The organism is Shinella zoogloeoides (assembly GCF_003574625.1).
GTDB lineage: Bacteria > Pseudomonadota > Alphaproteobacteria > Rhizobiales > Rhizobiaceae > Shinella > Shinella zoogloeoides_A.
In genome coordinates this window covers 496,045-516,005 of the sequence record NZ_QNUJ01000003.1, presented here as the reverse complement: position 1 = coordinate 516,005, position 19,961 = coordinate 496,045, and the positions used below count along the sequence as shown (strand labels likewise).

16 protein-coding genes are annotated in these 19,961 nt (G+C 64.6%); 9 read left to right on the top strand and 7 right to left on the bottom strand.

The window, feature by feature from the left end:
* Window positions 1-16: 16 nt before the first annotated feature.
* Both DSD28_RS08345 and ydiJ read right to left on the bottom strand, forming a co-directional pair.
* Entirely contained in the window at window positions 17-748 is a 732-nt protein-coding gene (locus DSD28_RS08345) for a FadR/GntR family transcriptional regulator (protein WP_119255913.1), read from the bottom strand.
* A 34-nt stretch (window positions 749-782) separates the two neighbouring features.
* Window positions 783-3,839, bottom strand: a complete 3,057-nt coding sequence (gene ydiJ, locus DSD28_RS08340; RefSeq protein ID WP_119255912.1) for a D-2-hydroxyglutarate dehydrogenase YdiJ — start codon at window positions 3,837-3,839, stop codon at window positions 783-785.
* Between the two features lie 98 nt (window positions 3,840-3,937).
* Here ydiJ and DSD28_RS08335 point away from each other — a divergent pair, with 98 nt between their 5' ends.
* From DSD28_RS08335 to DSD28_RS08325, 4 genes are all read left to right on the top strand, one after another.
* Window positions 3,938-4,687, top strand: a complete 750-nt coding sequence (locus tag DSD28_RS08335) for an SDR family NAD(P)-dependent oxidoreductase (RefSeq protein ID WP_119255911.1) — start codon at window positions 3,938-3,940, stop codon at window positions 4,685-4,687.
* Complete coding sequence (locus DSD28_RS08330) at window positions 4,680-5,423, top strand: SDR family oxidoreductase (RefSeq protein ID WP_119255910.1); 744 nt, start codon at window positions 4,680-4,682, stop codon at window positions 5,421-5,423. The genes DSD28_RS08335 and DSD28_RS08330 overlap by 8 nt, the downstream gene beginning before the upstream one ends.
* A gap of 21 nt (window positions 5,424-5,444) precedes the next feature.
* Window positions 5,445-5,636: a hypothetical protein gene (locus DSD28_RS25830; protein ID WP_162911301.1), complete on the top strand. Its 192-nt coding sequence runs from the start codon at window positions 5,445-5,447 to the stop codon at window positions 5,634-5,636.
* 299 nt (window positions 5,637-5,935) lie between these two features.
* Window positions 5,936-6,658 (top strand): DUF72 domain-containing protein, encoded by a 723-nt coding sequence (locus DSD28_RS08325; protein WP_119255909.1) that lies wholly within the window; start codon window positions 5,936-5,938, stop codon window positions 6,656-6,658.
* A 16-nt stretch (window positions 6,659-6,674) separates the two neighbouring features.
* Here DSD28_RS08325 and DSD28_RS08320 read toward each other — a convergent pair whose 3' ends face one another.
* Window positions 6,675-6,857, bottom strand: a complete 183-nt coding sequence (locus DSD28_RS08320) for a hypothetical protein (RefSeq protein WP_119255908.1) — start codon at window positions 6,855-6,857, stop codon at window positions 6,675-6,677.
* A 143-nt stretch (window positions 6,858-7,000) separates the two neighbouring features.
* Between DSD28_RS08320 and DSD28_RS08315 the strand changes: the two genes are divergently transcribed.
* Window positions 7,001-7,489, top strand: coding sequence for a DUF3597 domain-containing protein (locus tag DSD28_RS08315; protein ID WP_119255907.1), 489 nt, complete (start codon window positions 7,001-7,003; stop codon window positions 7,487-7,489).
* A gap of 114 nt (window positions 7,490-7,603) precedes the next feature.
* Here DSD28_RS08315 and DSD28_RS25825 read toward each other — a convergent pair whose 3' ends face one another.
* From DSD28_RS25825 to DSD28_RS08305, 3 genes are all read right to left on the bottom strand, one after another.
* A complete protein-coding gene (locus DSD28_RS25825; RefSeq protein ID WP_162911300.1) occupies window positions 7,604-7,840 on the bottom strand; it encodes a hypothetical protein in 237 nt (78 codons plus the stop codon).
* A gap of 171 nt (window positions 7,841-8,011) precedes the next feature.
* Window positions 8,012-9,268 (bottom strand): MFS transporter, encoded by a 1,257-nt coding sequence (locus DSD28_RS08310; RefSeq protein WP_119255906.1) that lies wholly within the window; start codon window positions 9,266-9,268, stop codon window positions 8,012-8,014.
* A gap of 197 nt (window positions 9,269-9,465) precedes the next feature.
* Window positions 9,466-10,134 (bottom strand): TetR/AcrR family transcriptional regulator, encoded by a 669-nt coding sequence (locus DSD28_RS08305; RefSeq protein ID WP_162911299.1) that lies wholly within the window; start codon window positions 10,132-10,134, stop codon window positions 9,466-9,468.
* Window positions 10,135-10,245: 111 nt separating this feature from the next.
* On the opposite strand from DSD28_RS08305, the gene DSD28_RS08300 reads away from it, so the two are divergent.
* From DSD28_RS08300 to ctaD, 3 genes are all read left to right on the top strand, one after another.
* Window positions 10,246-11,466: an efflux RND transporter periplasmic adaptor subunit gene (locus DSD28_RS08300; protein WP_119255904.1), complete on the top strand. Its 1,221-nt coding sequence runs from the start codon at window positions 10,246-10,248 to the stop codon at window positions 11,464-11,466.
* Between the two features lie 23 nt (window positions 11,467-11,489).
* Complete coding sequence (locus tag DSD28_RS08295) at window positions 11,490-14,576, top strand: efflux RND transporter permease subunit (RefSeq protein WP_119255954.1); 3,087 nt, start codon at window positions 11,490-11,492, stop codon at window positions 14,574-14,576.
* A gap of 310 nt (window positions 14,577-14,886) precedes the next feature.
* Window positions 14,887-16,482: a cytochrome c oxidase subunit I gene (ctaD, locus tag DSD28_RS08290; protein WP_119255903.1), complete on the top strand. Its 1,596-nt coding sequence runs from the start codon at window positions 14,887-14,889 to the stop codon at window positions 16,480-16,482.
* 5 nt (window positions 16,483-16,487) lie between these two features.
* Here ctaD and DSD28_RS08285 read toward each other — a convergent pair whose 3' ends face one another.
* Complete coding sequence (locus DSD28_RS08285) at window positions 16,488-17,492, bottom strand: helix-turn-helix transcriptional regulator (protein ID WP_162911298.1); 1,005 nt, start codon at window positions 17,490-17,492, stop codon at window positions 16,488-16,490.
* A 258-nt stretch (window positions 17,493-17,750) separates the two neighbouring features.
* On the opposite strand from DSD28_RS08285, the gene DSD28_RS08280 reads away from it, so the two are divergent.
* Window positions 17,751-19,958: a TonB-dependent siderophore receptor gene (locus tag DSD28_RS08280; RefSeq protein WP_119255901.1), complete on the top strand. Its 2,208-nt coding sequence runs from the start codon at window positions 17,751-17,753 to the stop codon at window positions 19,956-19,958.
* The last annotated feature ends 3 nt before the right edge of the window (window positions 19,959-19,961 follow it).

The window sequence follows — 19,961 nt, the reverse complement described above, 5'->3', positions numbered from 1 at the left end:
CTGAACCAGAAGAGGTTTAGCCCTTCGTTTTCATGTCCGCCGGTTCCGCCAGCAAGGCGCGGTAGCGGTTGAGGCTTTCTTCCAGATGCGCGGCAAGGGCCTGTTTCGCCGCCTTGGCATCGCCCTGCGTGATCGCCGCGAGAATGGCGGCGTGCTCCTTGTTGATCTTCTTCAAATAGGCATTGTAGGAGCGGCCGGACTGGCTGTGCTTCAGAACGAGATCGAAATTGATCTCGCCCATGACGGCTTCCAGGAAGCGCGGAAAATGCGGGTTGCGCGTCGCCCTGGCGATGGCGAGATGGAATTCGAAATCGGCGCGTGCCTCGATCTCGGCATTGTCTGTGTCGAGGTTCTCGATATGGTCGAAGGCGCGGGCGATCTCGACGAGCGCTTCGGGCGTGCGCCGCTGGGCGGCAAGCGCCACCGACTGCATCTCGACGCCAAGCCGCAATTCCAGGATCTGCATGGCCGAACGGATGTCGTCGATCCGGCTGATCTCGAAATTCAGCGTTCTCGCGTCCTTTTCCGTCACATAGACGCCGGCGCCCTGACGGGCGGTGACGCGGCCCGCAACCTTCAGCGAGGTCAGGGCTTCGCGGATGACGGTGCGGGAAACGCCGAATTCCTCGCAGAGCTGGGCGCTGGACGGGATTTTTTCGCCTGGCGCATAGAGGCCGGAATCGATGCGTTCGACAAGTTTGGCGACGACGATTTCAGCGAGATTGCCGCGCTGCGTGATGACCGACATATCGATACAGCCTCTGGGTTATTCCTGGCATTTATCATACATCATACGTGGTATCTCTGCGGGAAGGAAGGCCAGGATTCCGTTGCAGAATGGCGCGGATGGCTTGAAGCGGGTGGGGAAGCCTGCGGCCGTCTATCGCCTTGGCCTGCGACCGGCAGGAATAGCCCGTCGCCATCACCATATCCGCAGCCCCGGTGGCGGCAAGCGCGGGTTGCCAGCTCATACCATAGAGCGTTTCCGATATTCCGCGGTTGCGCACCTCATGGCCGAATGTGCCCGCCATGCCGCAACAGCCTGTTTCGCCGACAAGCAGGTCCACGCCCAGTTTTTTAAATACGGCCTGCCACTGCCCGATGGCGGCCGGCGCGTTGGTGCGCTCCGTGCAATGGGCCATGAGCCGGTAGCTCCCTTGCTCATGAAGGGTGGACGAGGGGAGCCGGTCGAGCACGGTGGCCAGCCATTCCTGCGGCAAGAGAATGCGCGCCCGCAGGCCGGTGCCGGCATATTCGCTTCGAAAGGCAAGTGTCATGGACGGATCGATGCCGACGAGCGTTGCGCCGGCTTGCGCAAGCCGGTCCAACGCGGCGGCGGTGCGGCGAGCAGCCCTTTCGAAGGCATCCAGATAACCATGGACGTGCAATGCCTTGCCGTTGACCAGCGGCGGCGCGATGAGCGGGGAAAAGCCGAGCAGCCGCGCCACTTCGACGGCGTCGAGAAGCACCTGCGGATCGAAGTGCTCGGTAAAGGCGTCCGGCACGAAAACGATGGTGTTCGCCAGAGCCGCTGCGTCGAGACGGGCCAGTTCTGCCGGTGTGGCGACGGGCATGTTCTGCCGGGCAAGCGCCCGCCGCGCCGATAGCGGTGGGAGAACGGGCAGCGCCGTGAGGCCCGCGCGACGCATGGCGGCCTGCCCAGGCGACGAACTGATGACGGCATTATAGAGCGGCCGCATTCGCGCCATCACCGGCAAGGTGGTTTCGATGGCCGCGACGAGCGGATCTTTCAGGGGTCGAAGATAGCGCTGGTAGTAGAGCGCGAGGAACTTGGCGCGAAATGCCGGCACGCTGACCTTGACGGGACATTGCCCGGCACAGGCCTTGCAGGCAAGGCACGTATCCATTGCCGCGCGCACCTCATGGGAGAAATCGTTGCGATTGGCGGGATTGAGACTGTTCCAGAGGCGGCCGGCGAAGCCGAACGGGTGTCGCCGCGTGGCTTCGCGGCGCGGATCGACGTCTTTTTCCGCAAGCTGCCGCAGCCATTCGCGCATCAGCGAGGCGCGGCCCTTCGGCGAGAAGCGCCGGTCGTGCGTCGCCTTGTAGGAAGGACACATCAGCGTGTCCGCATCGAAATCGAAGCAGGCGCCGTTGCCGTTGCAATAGGCGGCGTTACCGAAGGCGGCGCGAATCTCGTCGCCTATGCCGCGGTCTATCGTGCCCCGCAGCGGAATCTCGTCGATTTTCGGCAGCGCCCTGCCTGCCGCCGCGACGATCTTGCCGGGGTTGAGCTGGCCGAGCGGGTCGAAGGCCGCCTTGATCTCCTGCAGGCGCGGATAGAGCGGCCCGAAAAACTCGGGCACATATTCCGAGCGTACACCTTTGCCATGTTCGCCCCAGAGGACGCCGCCATATTTGCGTGTCAAGGCCACGACGGCATCGCTGATCCGGCGAACGAGCGCAGCGTGCTCGGGGCGGGTGAGGTCGAGCGCCGGGCGCACGTGGAGCACCCCGGCATCGACATGGCCGAACATGCCGTAGGTGAGGTTCTCTCCGTCGAGTAGCGCCCGGAATTCCCGGATATAGGCGGCAAGGTTTTCCGGCGGGACCGCGGTATCTTCCACGAAAGGAATCGGCCGTACCGGACCTTCGACATTGCCGAGCAGGCCGACTGCCCGCTTGCGCATCGCCCAGACGGCCTCGATCTCGGCCTTGCCATGGGTCGTCGTAAAACCCTTGCGCCCGGGAAAGGGATTGGCTTTCAGCGCCGCGGTCACGGCCGAGAGTTTCTCAGCCAGCTCCTGTGGCGTATCCGCTAGAATCTCGGCGATATTGATGCCGTTTGCGGCGCCATCCGCATCGTCGGGAAAGAAGGGCGCAATGCGGGGCCAGATGATGTCGCCCTTGGCCAGCCGCAGCACCGTCTCGTCGATCGTTTCAACCGAGGCGACGTTGAGCGCGACGAGATTGCGTGCATCCTCGAGCGCCGCATTGAAATTGTCGTAGCGGATGTTGACCAGCGCCGCGTGCGCCGGAAGCGGCAGCAGATTGAGTTCAGCCTCGGCAATCATCGCCAGCGTGCCTTCGGAGCCGCACAACACCGCGTTGAGATCGAATCCGCCGTCTTTCCGGACCAGATGGGCGAGATCGTAGCCTGTCATGAAGCGGTTGAGTTTCGGAAAGATGCGCTCGATATCGTCGCGGTCGTCGGCGGCGATGCGGGCAAGCGTGCGATGAATGTCGCCGATGCGGTCGCGCCGCATCTGCAGTGCCCGCAATTCCTCCCCGCATACCGGCCGGGAGGAGAAATCGGTGCCGTCCGTCAGGATGACGCGCAGCCCCAGAACATGATTGCTTGTCTTGCCGTAGAGGCAAGAGCCCTGGCCGCACGCATCCGTCGAAACCATGCCGCCGATCGTCGCCCGGTTCGAAGTGGAGAGTTCGGGAGCAAAGAACAGTCCATGCGGTGCGAGCGCCTTGTTGAGCTGGTCCCTGACGACGCCGGCCTCCACCCGCGCGACCCGGCGCACCGGATCGATCTCGAGGATGCGGTTCATGTGGCGCGAGCAATCGACGACGATGCCCGTTGTCAGCGACTGGCCGTTGGTGCCGGTACCGCCGCCGCGCGGGGTGATCGCAACGCTCGAAAATTCCGGGCGGGCAAGCGCCCTGGCAATGCGCTTCAGGTCATCGACATCCTTCGGAAAGAGGATCGCGGCAGGCTCGACCTGGTAGATGGAATTGTCGGTGGCGAAAACGGTCCTGTCTGCCGCTCCCTGTCCGATATCGCCCTTGAAGCCCGAGCCGGCGAGGTGCTGCACGAAGCCCTCGCTGAGGGAGGGCGCGCGCTGCGCGGAAGTCAGACGGGGAATCATGGAGAGTCCAAAAAACGAGCTTGCGCTTCCTAAAACTTATCATATAAGTGATAGCACACAAATGTAACGGCGCAACCCGAAATCACGAGGTCGTAAGCATGAAGAACCAGTCCGTTGTCATCGTCGGCGGCGCCTCGGGCCTTGGGCTCACTACCGCCAAGCTGATGGTCGCGCAGGGCGCTGCGAAGATTGGCCTGATCGATCGCAACGAAGCGCTGCTTGCTTCGTCCGCCGCGGCGCTGGAGGCGCTCGGCGCTGAAGTGGCCACGGCTGTTGCCGACATCTCCCGTGCCGAGACGGCCCATGGCGGCTTCGAGTCGGTCGCGGCCAGGCTCGGCCGCGTCCATGCGCTGGTCAACAGCGCGGCCATCTATCCGCGCAAGCCCATCCTCGAAATCACCGACGAGGACTGGGATCTTGAAAACGCCATCAACGTCAAAGGCACCTATCACATGATGGTTGCCGCGGTGCGTCATATGCGCCAGTTCGTCAATGCGCCCGAGGTGACCGGCCGCATCGTCAATGTCACTTCGGTCGATGCCTTCAAGGCGCATCCGCAGAATGCCCACTACGCCGCAACGAAGGCTGCCGTGGTAAGCCTGACGAAGTCCTTCGCGCAGGAATGCGCCAGCGACCAGATCCTTGTGAACTCGGTCGCACCGGCCGGCTTTGCCACCGACCGCGCCAAGGAACTCGGATTCCTGCCGGAACTCGCCAAGGCCAGCGCGCTCGGCCGTGCAGCCGAACCGGTCGAGATGGCCGAATGGATCGTTATGATGGCGTCGAGCCGGAACACTTACGCGACCGGCGAAAACGTCGTCATCAGCGGGGGCTACATCTATGTCTGACGCCTACCGCACTGCCGTCGTCACCGGCGCCACCAGCGGTATCGGCAAGGCGATTGTGCCGATGCTGCGCGCCCGCGGCCTCACGGTCTATGCCGTCGGCCGCAACGAGGCGCAGCTTGCCGAACTTGCCGATGCGACCGGCGCGCTTCCGTTGCAGGCGGACGTCCGGGATACCGCGCGGATCGCGGCGGCCCTTGAGGGCGTCGAGGTCGATGTGCTCGTCAATAATGCCGGTATCCTTTCGACGCGCGCCGCCTTCCAGGACATCGATCCGGCCGAGATCGACGCGATGATCGACGTCAATCTCAAGGCGCCGTTGCACCTGACGCGCACCGTGCTTCCGGGCATGGTGGCGCGCAAGCGCGGTCACCTCATCTATATCGGTTCCAGTGGCGGGCAGGCGCCCTATCCGAATATGGGTGCTTACGGTGCTTCGAAGGCTGGGCTCAGCCTCTTCTGCGACAACCTGCGCTGCGATTTGCTTGGGACGTCCGTGCGGGTCAGCGAGATCGTGCCCGGTCGCGTGCAGACGGACCTCTATCGCACGTCCATTGCCAACAACCAGGCGCAGGCCGTACTTTATGACGGCTACCGGCCGATCCAGCCGGAGCATATCGCCCGCATCGTCAGCGACGTCATCGCACTGCCCGTCTATGTGGATGTGGCGCGCGTCGAGGTGTTTCCGACCGATCAGGCGACCGGCGGGGGAACGATGGTGAAGTTCGACGCGCAGTGACATCCGCCGGGAGGAGAGGCCATGGTCGACAAGACTTGTGAGGAAAAGCTCCGGCCGGACCTCGTTCGCAACTATCGTCCCGTCGCGATCCGTTCCGTGGTTGCGGCGCATGCGATGCTTCCGAAGACACGCCCGGACGCCAATGCCGAACCTCCGGCACTTGTCTCGGGCTTTTCCCTTCCGGCCGGTTTCCACGATCCCCTTGAGGATTGAGATTTGACGCCGACGGCGGGACGTTCTCGTCCTTGCGCGGCAGATTCCCGCTTCGGATTGTAAAAGAAAATCGCATAGTCGATGCCGCGAGGCGGTCATTGCCGCCATCACTTCACCGGAGCACGGCGCGCAGCGGGAATATAGCAAGATACGCCTGGTGCCGTTCAGCGGGCACGCCCTCCGACGCCGTGCCGGATGAAAAATCAGCGGCAGGTCGACATTTTTCAGCGAACCCCATCGCCGGTTTTCTCATTACTCTTGCAGGCTCTCGTTCTGAAGAAGCACAGGAGAAGGCTGATTTGCCGATCGTTGCGACCGCCGCATGGTCGATCCCGAAGAAACTGGCTCACCTGTTTGCCCGGGAGGGAAGCGGTCTCACCAGATATGCATCCATGTTCGACGGTGTGGAGATCAACTCGACTTTCTACCATCGGCACAAGACATCGACCTTCGCGCGGTGGGCCGAATCCGTGCCGGACCGCTTCCGGTTCTCGTTGAAGATTCCCAGAGAGATCAGCCATAGCCGCGCGATGAGGGAGATCGCCGGGCCATTCGATGCTTTCCTCGAAGATATCGCCCCGCTCGGTGAAAAACGCGGTCCCCTGCTGTGTCAGCTTCCGCCCTCGCTGACATTCGATGCCGACATGTTCGAGACGGCATTCAGGGCAATGCGAGATGCTGATACGGGGCCGATCGTCATCGAGGTGCGCCACAGGAGCTGGGCGTGCGACGAGGCATTGGATCTGCTTGAGAGATACGCGATCGATCGGGTTCTCGCCGATCCGGCGCTGGTGTGGCCGGCAGAAGGTTTCGCCGACCCGCCGCGATATGTTCGCCTCCACGGCAAGCCGAAGGTTTATTATTCGAGCTATACGGAGGAAGAGATAAGGTCGTTCCGGAACCTTGCGGCGCCCGATGGCTGGTGCGTCTTCGACAATACCGCTTCCGGAGCCGCGATCGAAAATGCACTGACGATGCTCGGGCGGCCCCTGCGGCCTGCGGAGACGAGAGCCCTCCGGTGAATATGCGTCTGCCTTCTCAGCGGCGCATTTTAGCCGGGACCTCCTCGTCGGGTACGGGAGTGACGTCAGGCGCTTCTTCAGGGACGACATCCGGGCCCGGTTCTTCGATCGGGCGCTCGGGAATATCGGGCAAGGAATCCGGCGTTTCTTCCGGTGGAACCTCCACCGGCTTCTTCGGGTCTTTGGGATCGGTGAGCATGGCGGCCTCCGGTTCATGTCGCAAAACCCGCCTTTCCCGACATTGTTCCGGCCGGGCATGGGCAGCTTCAGCCTTGCGCGGTCATTGAAACCCTGCGGTCCCGCCCTAATCTTCAGACGTGTCAAACGCTAAAGGAGCTGTTCATGGGCATTTTCAGCCGCATTAAGGAAAAACTTTTCGGTGGTTCGGCGGAGCAGCCGGAGCGGACCGTGACGGCGGGCGCCGGCAGCCCTGCAAGCGCCGATATGGCTGGTACGACCACGCGGGGAACCGGGGCAAATCCATCGGAAGGCGCCAATTCGAAGCTTGGCGACGAAGTCACTGCGACGCTCTCCGGTGCGCATTCCGAATCTGGCGTCTCGAAACAGGCCGGGTCGGTCGACGTCGCGGCTGTCATGGATGCGGCGGTGAAGAAGAACGGACAGAAACTCGATTGGCGTCGCTCGATCGTCGATATGATGAAGGCGCTCGATCTGGATTCAAGCCTGTCGGCACGCAAGGAACTTGCAGACGAATTGGGCTATACGGGAGACAAGAACGATTCGGCGACCATGAATGTCTGGCTTCACAAGGCGCTCATGAAGGCGCTGGCCGACAATGGCGGAAAGGTGCCGGCTGAATTGCTTGATTGAGCAAGTAGCCGCCGATCCTCTGCCTCTGCCTCTGCCTCTGTCATCGTCAGGGCCAGCGCCCTGGCGATGAATTGACGCCGGGAACGGAGCATAAGGCCGACGCTGTCAGCGGCATCACGATGCCGAAGCCGATTTTGTCGGGTGCCGTGGCGCCTCGGTGTTGATGCGGGTCTTGTTCTCCGTTAGCGGCAAAACCTCCGGTTTGGGGTGGCTTTCGGCCGAGAATTTGTGCGGCCGCGGCGGTTTTCGGTCGGATGCCGCAATGGGTGTTCCGTTGGGAACGCTGCCCGGGTGAGGGTCCTCGACCTCGGTGGCGGATGCTTGCGATGCCGTGTTCTTCGGATCAACCATGGATGCATCTCCTCTTTTCGAGGTAAATGCGCGCGCGGCTCCCGAGGTTCCGGGAAGGGGTATTTAGGCGAAACAGCCGCTCGCATTTCGCGGCGGCGCAGGGATGCGCCGGAGTGGAGCCTTCACGCCCAATGCCGGATCCGGCCATTGTCCGTTGGCTTCGGTCCGGACCTATCGAATGTCGGGACGTTCACTTCTGTCCGGTGCATCGAGCGCATCGATCTTGCGCAACTGCGGGAACATCCATGCCCATAGCATCGAGACGGCCAGAGTGCCGACGCCGCCGATGACGACGGCCGGTACGACGCCGATGAAATGCGTCATGACGCCTGCGCGGAATTCGCCGAGTTCGTTCGATGCCCCGATGAAGACGGAGTTGACGGCGTTGACGCGACCGCGCACCTCGTCGGGCGTCCAGAGCGCCATCAAGGTCTCGCGCACATAGACCGAGATCATGTCGCCGGCGCCCATGAAGGCGAGCGCCACGATCGAGAGCCAGGGCGTTTGCGACAGGCCGAAAACCATCGTGGCGAGGCCGAACACGGCGACGCCGACGAACATCTTGATCCCGGAACCGTGCCGGATGGGAAACGTTGCCAGGAAGATCGCCATGGCGATTGCGCCGACGCCGGGAGCGGCGCGCAGGAGGCCAAGGCCCAGAGGCCCGAGAACCAGGATGTCGGATGCGAAGATCGGCATCAGCGCGACGGCGCCGCCGAGCAGCACCGCGAAGAGATCGAGCGAGATCGCGCCGAGCACGACCTTCTCGAAGCGGATGAACTTGAAGCCGGCAAGGATATAGGTCCAGCTTGTCGGCTCGCCCACCTTGCGCTGGGCGGGCTTGGGAATGAGGAAGACCAGCACGGTGGCCGCGGCCATGAAGGCGAGGGCGACCGAATAGGCGACCGTGGGATCGAGCCCATAGAGCAGGCCGCCCGTCATGGGGCCGACGATCGAGGCCGTCTGCCAGGATGAGGCATTCCACGCGAAGGAGTTGGCGAGGTCCTTTTCCGGCACGAGATTGGGCGAAAGCGACTGCACTGCCGGTCCCATGAAGGCGCGCTCAATGCCGAAGATCACGAGAATGACGAAGACCGGGACGGGCGCGAAAGTGCCGGTAACGGTGAGCAGCAGCAGCGCGGCGGCGCAGAAGGCGCTGATGGCAAGGCAGATCGAGACGATGGAGCGCCTGCTGTAGCGATCGGTCACGGAACCGGTGACAAGGATGAGCAGCAGCGAAGGCAGGAACTGCACCAGCCCGATCATGCCGAGCAGGAAGGCGCTTCTGGTGACTTCATACATCTGCCAGCCTACGGCGACCGAGATGATCTGGATCGCAAAGGCGGCGAGAAAGCGGGCGAAGAAGAACTGGGCGTAGGAACGATGCCGGAAGGCGGCAAAGCGGTCGCCCGCCGATGTGATTTGCATGAAAGGCTCTTGTGGGAAAAAGTAGCGGCCCGCTGATCATAGAGCACGCGCCCGACTGTCGGTCGTGGATAAGAAGCCGGGAAACGAATATTTGTCAACGGGAAACAGCCGCGCCGGGGAGGCCGGGCTTGATCGGCGCGCCGCTGCCGATCACAGGTCTCGTGCTGTCCGAGCCACCGTCGGCGCGGTATGCCGGATCACGCCTCCGGCGCCGGCGGCGTGCCGGTGCCGTGGACGAAGATGCGGATGCAGCGGCGCATGTAGTCCTTGCGCGCGTTAAGGCCGGGCCATTCGGCGCCCGTGCCGGTTTTCGTCACGACGGCGCCGAAGATCATGTCCATGAGGATGGTCGCAGCGCTTGCCGTGTCGTCCGTGAAAAGCCGCCCGGCCTGCTTCTCGCCCTCCATCCATTCGGCCAGCAGCGCATGCGCCCGCCGGCCGCCGAGCCGCATCATCATCTCGCCGACTTCCGGATAGCGCGCCGCCTCCACGACGGTGAGGTTGAGGAATGCTTCCCGCGCCCTATCCTCCTCCTCGCCGATATCGACCTGGAAGATCCGTTCGAGCGCGTCGGAAAGGCCGAGGTGCCGGTAGTCGCCGGGAAGCGCCAGCATGCTGGTGCGGTGCTGCTCGATGATCGCGCCCAGAAGGTCGGTCTTGGAGGGGAAGAGTTCGTAGAGCGTGCGCTTGGAGACATGGCAATGGGCGGCGACCTCGCTCATCGTCGTCTTGCCGTAGCCCTGCGCCAGGAAGAGCCGGCGCGTCGCCTCGATGATCCGCGCGCGCTGCTCGGCGGGCGTTGCGAGCCGCGGACGGCCGCGCGTCCTGCGCTTGGCGGGAAGGGAAGGGGCAGGCGTTTCGGGCATGGGGTTTCCGTGGAGCATTGACAATGTCGATATCGGGATATTAAGGGTACCAATGAGTTTTGTAAATATGGCAAGCGGGCAGGATGATCTGCCGCTACCGGAAAAGGGTGCATGATGCGCGAGAGACTCCTGCGGATCGGCCTTGTGGCCGCCGGCCTCCTTCTGGCTGCCTGCTCGGACCAGAGCAGCGGGAACGCCCCGCCCGGCGGCGGCGCCATGCCCGCCGCGGAGGTAGGCTTCGTGGTGCTGAAGGCGCAGTCCGTGCCGCGCCATGCCCAGCTCTCCGGCCGCGTCGTCGCGCATGCCACGGCGGAAATCCGCCCGCAGATCGACGGCATCATCCAGAGCATCGATTTCCGCGAGGGCCGCAAGGTCGATGCCGGCGACGTGCTCTTCAAGGTGCGCGACGCGAAATTCAGCGCGGCCTATGCGGCGGCCGCCGCGTCCCTGTCGCGCGCCGAGGCGAGCCAGCAATCCGCGCAGGCCGCCTTCGACCGGAACGCGCGGCTGCAATCGCAGAGCGCGGTGAGCCAGCAGGCGCTGGACGAGGCGACCGCGGCGCTGCTGCAGGCGAAGGCCGACGTGGAGGCGGCGAAGGCCAGCCTGGAGACCGCGCGCATCGACCTCGACAACACGACGATCAAGGCGCCGATCGCCGGCATCATCGGCATGGCGGGCGTCAGCGTCGGCTCGCTCGTCACCCAGAACCAGACGGATGCGCTGGCGACGATCCGCCAGATCGATCCCGTCAATGTCGACCTCGTCGACACCAGCGCCAATCTCCTGAAAATCCGCCAGGATGTCGAGGCCGGACGCCTCGGCCGCGACGGCGAGGGCGCGCCGAGCGTGCGGCTGACGCTGGAGAATGGCGCGGACTACGATGAGACCGGCACGATCTCGCTGGCGACGGTGAATGTCAGCGAAAGCACCGGCACCTTCACCCTGCGCGCCAGCTTCCCCAATACCCGGCGCGTGCTGCTGCCGGGCATGTTCGTGCGCGCCTCCGTCGATCTCGGCAGCATGCCGAACGCCTTCCTGGTGCCCCAGCGCGCCGTGCAGCGCAGCGGCACGGGCGAGCCCGTCGCCTATGTCGTCTCCGCCGACGGCAAGGCGGAGCAGCGCACGCTGACCACCCTCGGCACGTCCGGCAACGACTGGATCGTGACGGAAGGGCTGAAGGACGGCGAGCGCCTGATCGTCGACGGCTTCCAGAAGATTTCCGCGGGCGCTGCCGTGACGCCGGTGGAGGCGGTCATCGACGAGGACGGCGTGGTGAAGCAGTCGCTCGCCGGCCCGGCCACGACGGACGATGCGTCGGGAGCTTCGAAATGACGGAAGGTCTGCGGCGCAATGCCCTGGCGAGCTTCTTCATCGCTCGCCCCGTCTTCGCCATCGTGCTCGCCATCGCCACGCTTCTGTCGGGTGTGATGGGCATCTATTCGCTCTCGATCTCGCAATATCCCGATGTCGCGCCCGTCACCGTGCGCATCGGCGCGTCCTATTCCGGCGCCACCGCTGAAGCCGTGGAGAACTCGGTCACGACGAAGATCGAAAGCGCGATGACCGGCCTCGATGGCCTGCTCTACATGGAATCCTCCTCGAATACAGGCTCGGCCTCCATCTCGCTCACCTTTGCCAGCGGCACGGACGCGGAACTGGCGCAGGTCGAGGTGCAGAACAAGCTGGCGCGCGTCGAATCCCAGCTTCCCGAGGCCGTGCAGGATGCCGGCGTCAGCGTGTCCCGCTCGCCTTCCGGCATCCTGATGATCGGCAACATCATCTCGCGGGACGGCCGCTACACCTCCTCGGAGCTCTCCGACATCATGTCGAGCAGCATCGAGGAGCGCATCGAGCGGCTCGACGGCGTCGGCTCGGTGCAGTCCTTCGGCAGCGGCTATGCCATGCGCGTCTGGCTCGACCCGGACCAGATGCAGAAATACCAGCTCGTCCCCTCGGACGTCACCACGGCCATCAAGGCGCAGAACGCGCAGGTCGCCGCCGGCTCCATCGGCGCGACGCCCGTCGTGCGCGGCCAGCAGCTGAAGGCGAGCATCGTCGCGCAGACGCAGATGACCTCCGCCGAGGAGTTCCGCAAGATCATCCTCAAGACGGCGAAGGACGGCTCCGTCGTGCGCCTCGGCGACGTGGCGCGCGTCGAGATCGGGCTGGAAAGCTACGGCCAGAGCTCGACCTTCAACGGCATGCCGGCCGCCGGCTTCGGCGTGCAGCTCGCCAGCGGCGCCAATGCCATCACCACGGCCGCGGCCGTGCATGCGGAACTCGACGGTCTCGCGAACTCGCTGCCCGAGGGCGTCGAGATCGCCTATTCCTACGAGACGACGCCCTTCGTGGAGCTCTCCATCGAGAAGGTGGTCGAGACGCTGATCGAGGCCATCGTGCTCGTCTTCCTCGTGCTTCTGCTCTTCCTCCAGAACCTTCGGGCGACCCTCATCCCGATGATCGCGGTGCCCGTCGTGCTGCTCGGCACCTTCGGGGTGCTCGCGGCCTTCGGCTATTCCATCAACATGCTGACCATGTTCGCCATGGTGCTCGCCATCGGCCTCCTCGTCGACGATGCGATCGTCGTGGTGGAGAATGTCGAGCGCGTCATGTCGGAGGAGGGGCTTTCCGCCCGCGAGGCGACGGAGAAGTCTATGGGCGAGATCACCGGCGCGCTGATCGGCGTCGCGCTGGTGCTCACCGCCGTCTTCATTCCCATGGCCTTCTTCTCGGGCTCGGTCGGCGTCATCTACCGGCAGTTCTCCATCACCATCGCCAGCGCCATGCTGCTCTCCGTCCTCGTCGCGATCGTCCTGACGCCGGCACTCTGCGCCATGCTGCTGAAGCCCACCCATGGCGGCTTGGCGGCGCGCATCTTCGGCGGCTTCAACCGGGGCGTCGAGAAGACGACGCGCGGCTATGTGCGGGCGGTGGGCGGCATCGTCGCAAGGCCGTTGCGCATGCTCGTGGTGTTCGCCGCGCTGCTGGCCGGCGCCGGCTGGGTCTATACGCAGCTTCCCTCCTCCTTCCTGCCGGAGGAGGACCAGGGCGTGCTGATGACGCAGATCACCCTGCCGGCCGGCGCCAATGCCGCCCGCACGCAGGCCGTCATCGACATGGTCGAGGACTATTTCCTCAATGACGAGAAGGACGCGGTGCAGAGCGTCTTCATGACGCTCGGCTTCGGCTTCGGCGGCAGCGGCGAGAACGCGGCGATGGCCTTCGTGCGCCTCAAGGATTTCGATGCGCGCAAGGAGGCCTCGCTTTCCGCCTCCGCCATATCGCAGCGCGCCTCGGCGCATTTCCGCAAGATCCGCGACGCGGAGGTCTTCGTGCTTGCCCCGCCGGCCATTCAGGGGCTGGGGCAGAGCAACGGCTTCTCCATGTATCTGGAGGACACCGGCAACCGGGGACGCGACGCGCTGACGGCGGCCAGCAACCGGCTTGCCGACCTTGCGCAGGCGGACGACACGGTCGGCAATGTGCGCGGCAATACCCGCACGCTGGAAAGCCAGCTCAAGATCGAGGTCGACCAGGAGAAGGCCGGCGCGCTCGGCATCGACCTCAGCGGCATCAACGGGCTGATCTCCACGGCTTTTGCCGGCAGCAACGTCAACGACTTCGTCTATAACGGCGAGATCAAGCCGGTCTATGTGCAGGCCGACGCGCCCTTCCGCATGCAGCCGGAGGATGTCGAGCGCTGGTATGCCCGCAACGGCGACGGCGAAATGGTGCCGTTCTCGGCCTTCGCCACGACCAAGTGGATCCAGGGCTCGCCCTCGCTCTCCCGCTTCAACGGGACGCCGGCCATTTCCATGAACGGCGCGGCGCAGGCCGGCGCCAGCTCCGGCGATGCGATGGACCGCATGGAGGCGCTCGTCTCCGGCCTCGACGGCGGCTACAGCGCGGCCTGGTCCGGCCTTTCCTACCAGGAGCGGCTCGCCGGATCGCAGGAGGCGATGCTCTATGCCGTCTCGCTGCTCGTCGTGTTCCTCTGCCTTGCCGCGCTCTACGAAAGCTGGTCCATTCCGCTCTCCGTCCTGCTCGCCGTGCCGGTCGGCGTGCTCGGCGCGCTGGTGGCGGCCTGGGCCTTCGGCCAGTCCAACGACGTCTATTTCAAGGTGGGCCTGCTGACGACCATCGGCCTGACGGCCAAGAACGCCATCCTCATCGTCGAATTCGCCAAGGACCTGCGCGATGAGGGCCGGAGCGCCGTCGACGCCGTGCTGGAGGCCGCGCGCATGCGCCTCCGGCCGATCGTCATGACGTCGCTCGCCTTCATCCTCGGCGTCCTGCCGCTCGCCTTCGCGACGGGCGCGAGCTCGGCGGCGCAGAACGCCATCGGCATCGGCGTGATGGGCGGCATGATCGCCGCGACCGTGCTCGGCATCTTCTTCGTGCCGCTGCTCTTCGTGGTCATCGCGGGCCGGCGAAAAGCCTAGCGGCGTGCGATAGAGCGCCACCCGCAGAGAAAATCCTGCCTTTCGGACCAGACGGTGCCGTTCCGGTTGACGAGCGGAACGGCGATAGCCTTGCCGTATTCGGCTCACGAGCGGTCGTGGCCACGCCTTCGGGAATTCGGCAGGGCGACGCCGGGAAAGGTGCGCGGCTGGGCGATGGCCTGTTGAATGCAATTTTTTTGTCTTTATGGCGCATTTAATTCCGTTTGCCTTCCTGTTTCCCGCTGTCCAGACTCGCCGAAAGCAACGCATGGCGGAGGTGAGGCGGTCCGCCGGAGGAAAGGTGGAAGCGATGTCCGAGACAATCACGAACGAAGCCGAGCACCGGCCGGGCCTTGTGGTCCGCTGGCTGTTCTCCACCAATCACAAGGACATCGGCACGCTCTATCTCGTCCTTTCCATGCTGTCGGGCATTCTGGGCACCGGCCTTTCCGTGGCGCTGCGCATGGAGTTGCAGGAGCCGGGCCTGCAGTTCTTCTCCGATCCCGGCATCTTCAACGTCGTCGTCAGCGCGCACGGGCTGGTGATGATCTTCTTCGTCATCATGCCGGCGCTGATCGGCGGTTTCGGCAACTGGTTCATCCCGATCATGATCGGCGCGCCGGACATGGCCTTTCCGCGCATGAACAACGTCTCGCTCTGGCTGCTCGTCGCCTCGCTCGTCCTGTTCGTGCTGTCGCTGTTCGTGCCGGGCGCGACCGGGGTGAACGGCCATGGCGGCGGCTGGACGCTCTATCCGCCCTATTCGACCGAGGGCCAGCCGGGGCCGGCGGTCGATTTCGTCATCCTGTCGCTTCATCTGTCCGGCGCCTCGTCGATCCTCGGGGCGATCAACTTCATCACCACGATTCTCAACATGCGCGCGCCGGGCATGACTTTGCACAAGATGCCGCTCTTCGCCTGGGCGATGCTCGTCACCGCCTTCATGCTGCTCTTCTCGCTGCCGGTGCTGGCCGGCGCCGTCACCATGCTGCTCACCGACCGCAATTTCGGCACGACCTTCTTCCAGCCGGCGAGCGGCGGCGATCCGATTCTCTACCAGCACCTGTTCTGGTTCTTCGGCCATCCCGAGGTCTACATCATGATCCTGCCGGCCTTCGGCATCGTCAGCCATGTGATCTCGACCTTCTCCAGAAAGCCGATCTTCGGTTATCTCGGCATGGCCTATGCCATGGTGGCGATCAGCGCCATCGGCTTCGTCGTCTGGGCGCATCACATGTTCACGGTCGGGCTGTCGCTGGATTCGCAGCGCTACTTCGCCTTCGCCTCGATGGTCATCGCCGTGCCGACGGGCATCAAGGTCTTCTCGTGGCTGGCGACCATGTGGGGCGGGTCGATCCGCTTCGCCACGCCCATGCTCTGGGCCATGGGCTTCGTCCTGCTCTTCACCATCGGCGGCGTCACCGGCGTGGTGCTCGCCAATCCCGGTGTCGACCGGGCCTTGCACGACACCTATTACGTCATCGCGCATTTCCATTACGTGCTGTCGCTCGGCGCGGCCTTCGCCATCTTCGCCGCCTGGTACTACTGGTTCCCGAAGATGAGCGGCTACCGGATGAGCGAAACGCTGGGAAGGCTTCATTTCTGGCTGACCTTCGTCGGCGTCAACCTCGTCTTCTTTCCGCAGCATTTCCTCGGGCTTGCCGGCATGCCGCGCCGCTATGCCGACTATCCCGACGCCTTCGCCGGCTGGAACTTCGTCTCCTCGGTCGGCTCCTACATCTCCGCCGCCGGCCTTGTCGTCTTCTTCATCGCGGTGGCGGAAGCCTTTGCGAAAAAGCGCGTCGCCGGCGACAATCCCTGGGGCGAAGGGGCGACGACGCTCGAATGGACGCTCTCCTCGCCGCCGCCCTTCCATCAGTTCACGGCGCTGCCGCTGATCGAATAGGGCACCTAAGCGGGGCTACGCTTCACCGCCGTCGGCACGATGCCGAAGCGGCGGCGGAAGGCAGTGGCGAAGTTGGCGGCGCTGGTATAGCCGGCGATGCCGCTCGCCTCCTGCACGCTGGCCTCGCCGGTGGCGAGCGCGGCATAGGCCCGCTCCAGCCGGACATTGCGCACATGGTCGAAGACGCTGCGGCTCTCGGCGGCGCGGAACAGGCGCTGCAGGCCGCTGGCGCTGATGCCGGCCTCGCGCGCGATGATCTCCACGCTGAGCGGCTCGGCGGCGCGCGCGGCGATGAAATCCTTGGCGCGCTGGAGGCAGGTCATGTCGTGCCGGGTCAGCAGGCTGCCGCCCGCCTCGCGCCGGTCCGCCCGCAACGCCGCCGCCATGGTCTCTGCCACCAGCTCGACGGCGCGGCCTTCGAGATAGAGGTCGCGCAGCTCGGGAATGAGCGGGGAGGGGCTGAAGATCTGCCGCACCAGCTCCACCATGCGCGGCGTCAGCGTCCAGCGGTATTCCGCAAGATGGTCGCGCAAGAGCCGCGTGCCGCCCTTGGTGTCGGCGACGGCTTCGAGCACGTCGCGATGCAGCCATTCCGGCGTGGCCGACACCACGAGATGGCGCAGGTGCTGGCGCCCGCGCGAGGCGCGCGCGAAGCTTTCCGGGCAGGCATTCATGATCGCGACCCCGCGTGCCGCGCCCCGGTTCGCCTGGAAGGCGAAATGGCGGTCACCGATGGAAAGATCGACGCTGCCTTCGAGGAAGAAGATGCAGGAAAGCTCCTCGGGAAGCTGCGATGTGGCCGTGAAGGGCCGCTCCTCGATGGCGTCGCTGGCATGCAGCACGAGGCCCCGCCGCAGCTCGCGGTGCAGGAATGCGCCCTTCATCAAGGTGTCGTCGGGCGTCAGCCGGTCGTCCGGGCTGTCGAAGGCGATGCCGGCATGGCGCATGAAATCGCGCACGCGCAGGCGTCCGTCATTCGTCTTCAGTCCGGCTCCGCCTTCGGCTGCCATGTCCGATCCTTCGATATCCGCCGTCCCGTGTGCCGCAACGTGACCCGCGGGCCTTAGCGAACCGTCACGCCCCATGACGATTTACCGGTGCGCAAAGGCTTTTGCGTGTCGCGCAAAGGAACCGACATTGTCGGCCGTGCGATTGTTGCCCTAAGGAATACCTTAACTTGATTTAAGTGGTCAAGTTTAAGGCAAGGTATAGCTGTCAGGGCGGCAATGATGAATTCGGGATACGGAACGGAAATGGATGCGGCGGGAATGGCATGGCGGGCGGCCGGGCGAAAGCGCCTCTGGCTCGCCTCGACCGTGCTGCTTGCCGTGACCGCGGTGGGCGGCCATGCGCTGGCGCAGGATGCCGGCGCGACCACGCTGGAGACCGTCACCGTCGACGGCGGCAAGGAGACCGGCCGCGGCCCGGACAAGGGCATCGTCGCCAAGACCAGCCGCAGCGCCTCGAAAACCACCACGTCGCTGCGCGAGACGCCGCAGGCCGTGAGCGTGGTGACGCGCGACGAAATCGACGCACGCGGCGCCAATTCCGTGCGCGAGGCGCTTCGTTACACGCCGGGCGTTCTCGCGGAGGCCAATGGCGACGACGTTCGCGGCGGCTGGATGTGGATCCGCGGCTACAACGCCTATTCCAGGCTCTGGCTCGACGGCCTTGCCCAGGCGGGCGATCCCGACGGCTACGCCTCCTGGCCGATCAATTCCTACGCGCTGGAGCGCGTCGAGGTGATCAAGGGGCCGGCCTCGGTGCTCTACGGGCAGACCGTGCCCGGCGGGCTGGTCAACCAGGTCAGCAAGCGGCCGCAGACCATCGCCCATAACGAGGTCGAGGTGACGACGTCCTCGCTCGGCGGCATCCAGACCTCGGCCGACTTCACGGGACCGCTCGGCAGCGACGGCGACTGGTCTTACCGTCTCGTCGGACAGGGGCGGGATCTCGGCAGCCAGATCGACAAGGAGCGCAACCGGCAGCTCATGCTGTCGCCGAGCCTCACCTGGTCGCCCGACGAAGATACCTCGCTCACCCTTTACGGCCTCTACCAGAAGGTGAACCCGAAGAATTTCAGCGGGCGCTTCTATCCGGCATTCGGCACGCTGATCCCCAATCCCGCCGGGCAGATACCGACCGACACCCATATGGGCGACTATCTCTCCAATGCGAACGAGTTCGACGCCAACCTCTATACGGCCGGCTACGAATTCTCGCATAATTTCAACGAGAGCCTGACGTTCCGGCAGAACCTGAGATACAGCTATGCCGATCAGAACATGTTCCTGGCGGTCGTCAACCCGGCCTTCACATGGCCGTCGAACCCGCCCTCGGGCACCACGCTCGGACGGGCCGTCTCGGCATCCGACGACACGCTGTCGTCCATCGACATCGACAACCAGCTCGAGGCGCGCTTCGAGACCGGCGCGCTCGACCATACGATGCTGTTCGGCCTCGAATATTTCCACATCCGGTCCGACCGGCATTTCGGCTCGGCGGCCATCGCCGGGCAGGATTACCTCCATCCGGTCTATGGCGGCACCTATCCCTTCCCGGCATGGACGACCTCCAGGCTCTCAACGCAGGATCAGGTCGGCGTCTATGCCCAGGACCAGATCCGCTACGACAACTGGCTGGCGACGCTGGGCCTTCGCTACGATCATTCCGAGATCACGACGACCGACCGCCTGAAGAACGTGACCTACGAGAACAAGGACGGCGCGCTTTCGGGTCGCGCGGGCCTTGCCTATCTCTTCGACAACGGCCTCACGCCCTATGCGAGCTTCTCCACGGCGTTTCTGCCGACCATCGGCGCGGACGTGGACGGCGATCCCTACGAGGCGCAGCAGTCGCGGCAGTTCGAGGTGGGCGTCAAGTATGAGCCGGAAGGCGGGCGGGGCATGATCGGCGTCTCGCTCTACGACCTGAAGCTCGACAATGCGCTGACGCCCGTCTACAGCGGCACGGGCGCGACGCTCGGCAATATCCAGACCGGCGAGCAGCGCATCCGCGGCGTCGAGATCGAAGGCAAGTACGAGCTGACGCCGGAGCTGGACCTGATCGCCTCCTACGCCTATTCCGACTCCAGGGTGCTCGCGACGAATATCGCGACTCAGGTGGGCAAGGACATGCTCCGGGTGCCGACGCATCAGGGCGCTCTCTGGGTGCAGTACCGGCCGGAATGGGCCGAGGGCCTTGCGTTGAATGCCGGCGTGCGCGCCATGTCGTCCTACCATACCGACACGACCTATCTCGACTCGCTCGAAATCCCCGGCCTTGCGCTGGTGGATATCGGCGCGCAATACGATCTCGGCGCCCTGAACAAGGACTTCGCGGGAACGACCTTCCGCGTCAACGTGTCCAACCTGTTCAACAGGACCCATGTCGTCCAGTGCACCAATGCGACGGGCGGAAGCTGCAACTACGGGCCCGGCCGGACCATCACGGCGAGCCTGAAATTCGAATGGTGACGC

Excerpts from the sequence above, each read along its gene's own strand:
- DSD28_RS08345 (WP_119255913.1), bottom strand. The coding sequence starts at position 748 with ATGTCGGTCATCACGCAGCGCGGCAATCTCGCTGAAATCGTCGTCGCC.
- DSD28_RS08315 (WP_119255907.1), top strand. The coding sequence starts at position 7,001 with ATGGGCATTTTCAGCCGCATTAAGGAAAAACTTTTCGGTGGTTCGGCG.
- DSD28_RS08320 (WP_119255908.1), bottom strand. The coding sequence starts at position 6,857 with ATGCTCACCGATCCCAAAGACCCGAAGAAGCCGGTGGAGGTTCCACCG.
- DSD28_RS25830 (WP_162911301.1), top strand. The coding sequence starts at position 5,445 with ATGGTCGACAAGACTTGTGAGGAAAAGCTCCGGCCGGACCTCGTTCGC.
- DSD28_RS08335 (WP_119255911.1), top strand. The coding sequence starts at position 3,938 with ATGAAGAACCAGTCCGTTGTCATCGTCGGCGGCGCCTCGGGCCTTGGG.
- DSD28_RS08305 (WP_162911299.1), bottom strand. The coding sequence starts at position 10,134 with ATGCCCGAAACGCCTGCCCCTTCCCTTCCCGCCAAGCGCAGGACGCGC.
- DSD28_RS08300 (WP_119255904.1), top strand. The coding sequence starts at position 10,246 with ATGATGCGCGAGAGACTCCTGCGGATCGGCCTTGTGGCCGCCGGCCTC.
- ctaD (WP_119255903.1), top strand. The coding sequence starts at position 14,887 with ATGTCCGAGACAATCACGAACGAAGCCGAGCACCGGCCGGGCCTTGTG.
- DSD28_RS08280 (WP_119255901.1), top strand. The coding sequence starts at position 17,751 with ATGGCATGGCGGGCGGCCGGGCGAAAGCGCCTCTGGCTCGCCTCGACC.
- DSD28_RS25825 (WP_162911300.1), bottom strand. The coding sequence starts at position 7,840 with ATGGTTGATCCGAAGAACACGGCATCGCAAGCATCCGCCACCGAGGTC.
- DSD28_RS08285 (WP_162911298.1), bottom strand. The coding sequence starts at position 17,492 with ATGGCAGCCGAAGGCGGAGCCGGACTGAAGACGAATGACGGACGCCTG.
- ydiJ (WP_119255912.1), bottom strand. The coding sequence starts at position 3,839 with ATGATTCCCCGTCTGACTTCCGCGCAGCGCGCGCCCTCCCTCAGCGAG.
- DSD28_RS08330 (WP_119255910.1), top strand. The coding sequence starts at position 4,680 with ATGTCTGACGCCTACCGCACTGCCGTCGTCACCGGCGCCACCAGCGGT.
- DSD28_RS08310 (WP_119255906.1), bottom strand. The coding sequence starts at position 9,268 with ATGCAAATCACATCGGCGGGCGACCGCTTTGCCGCCTTCCGGCATCGT.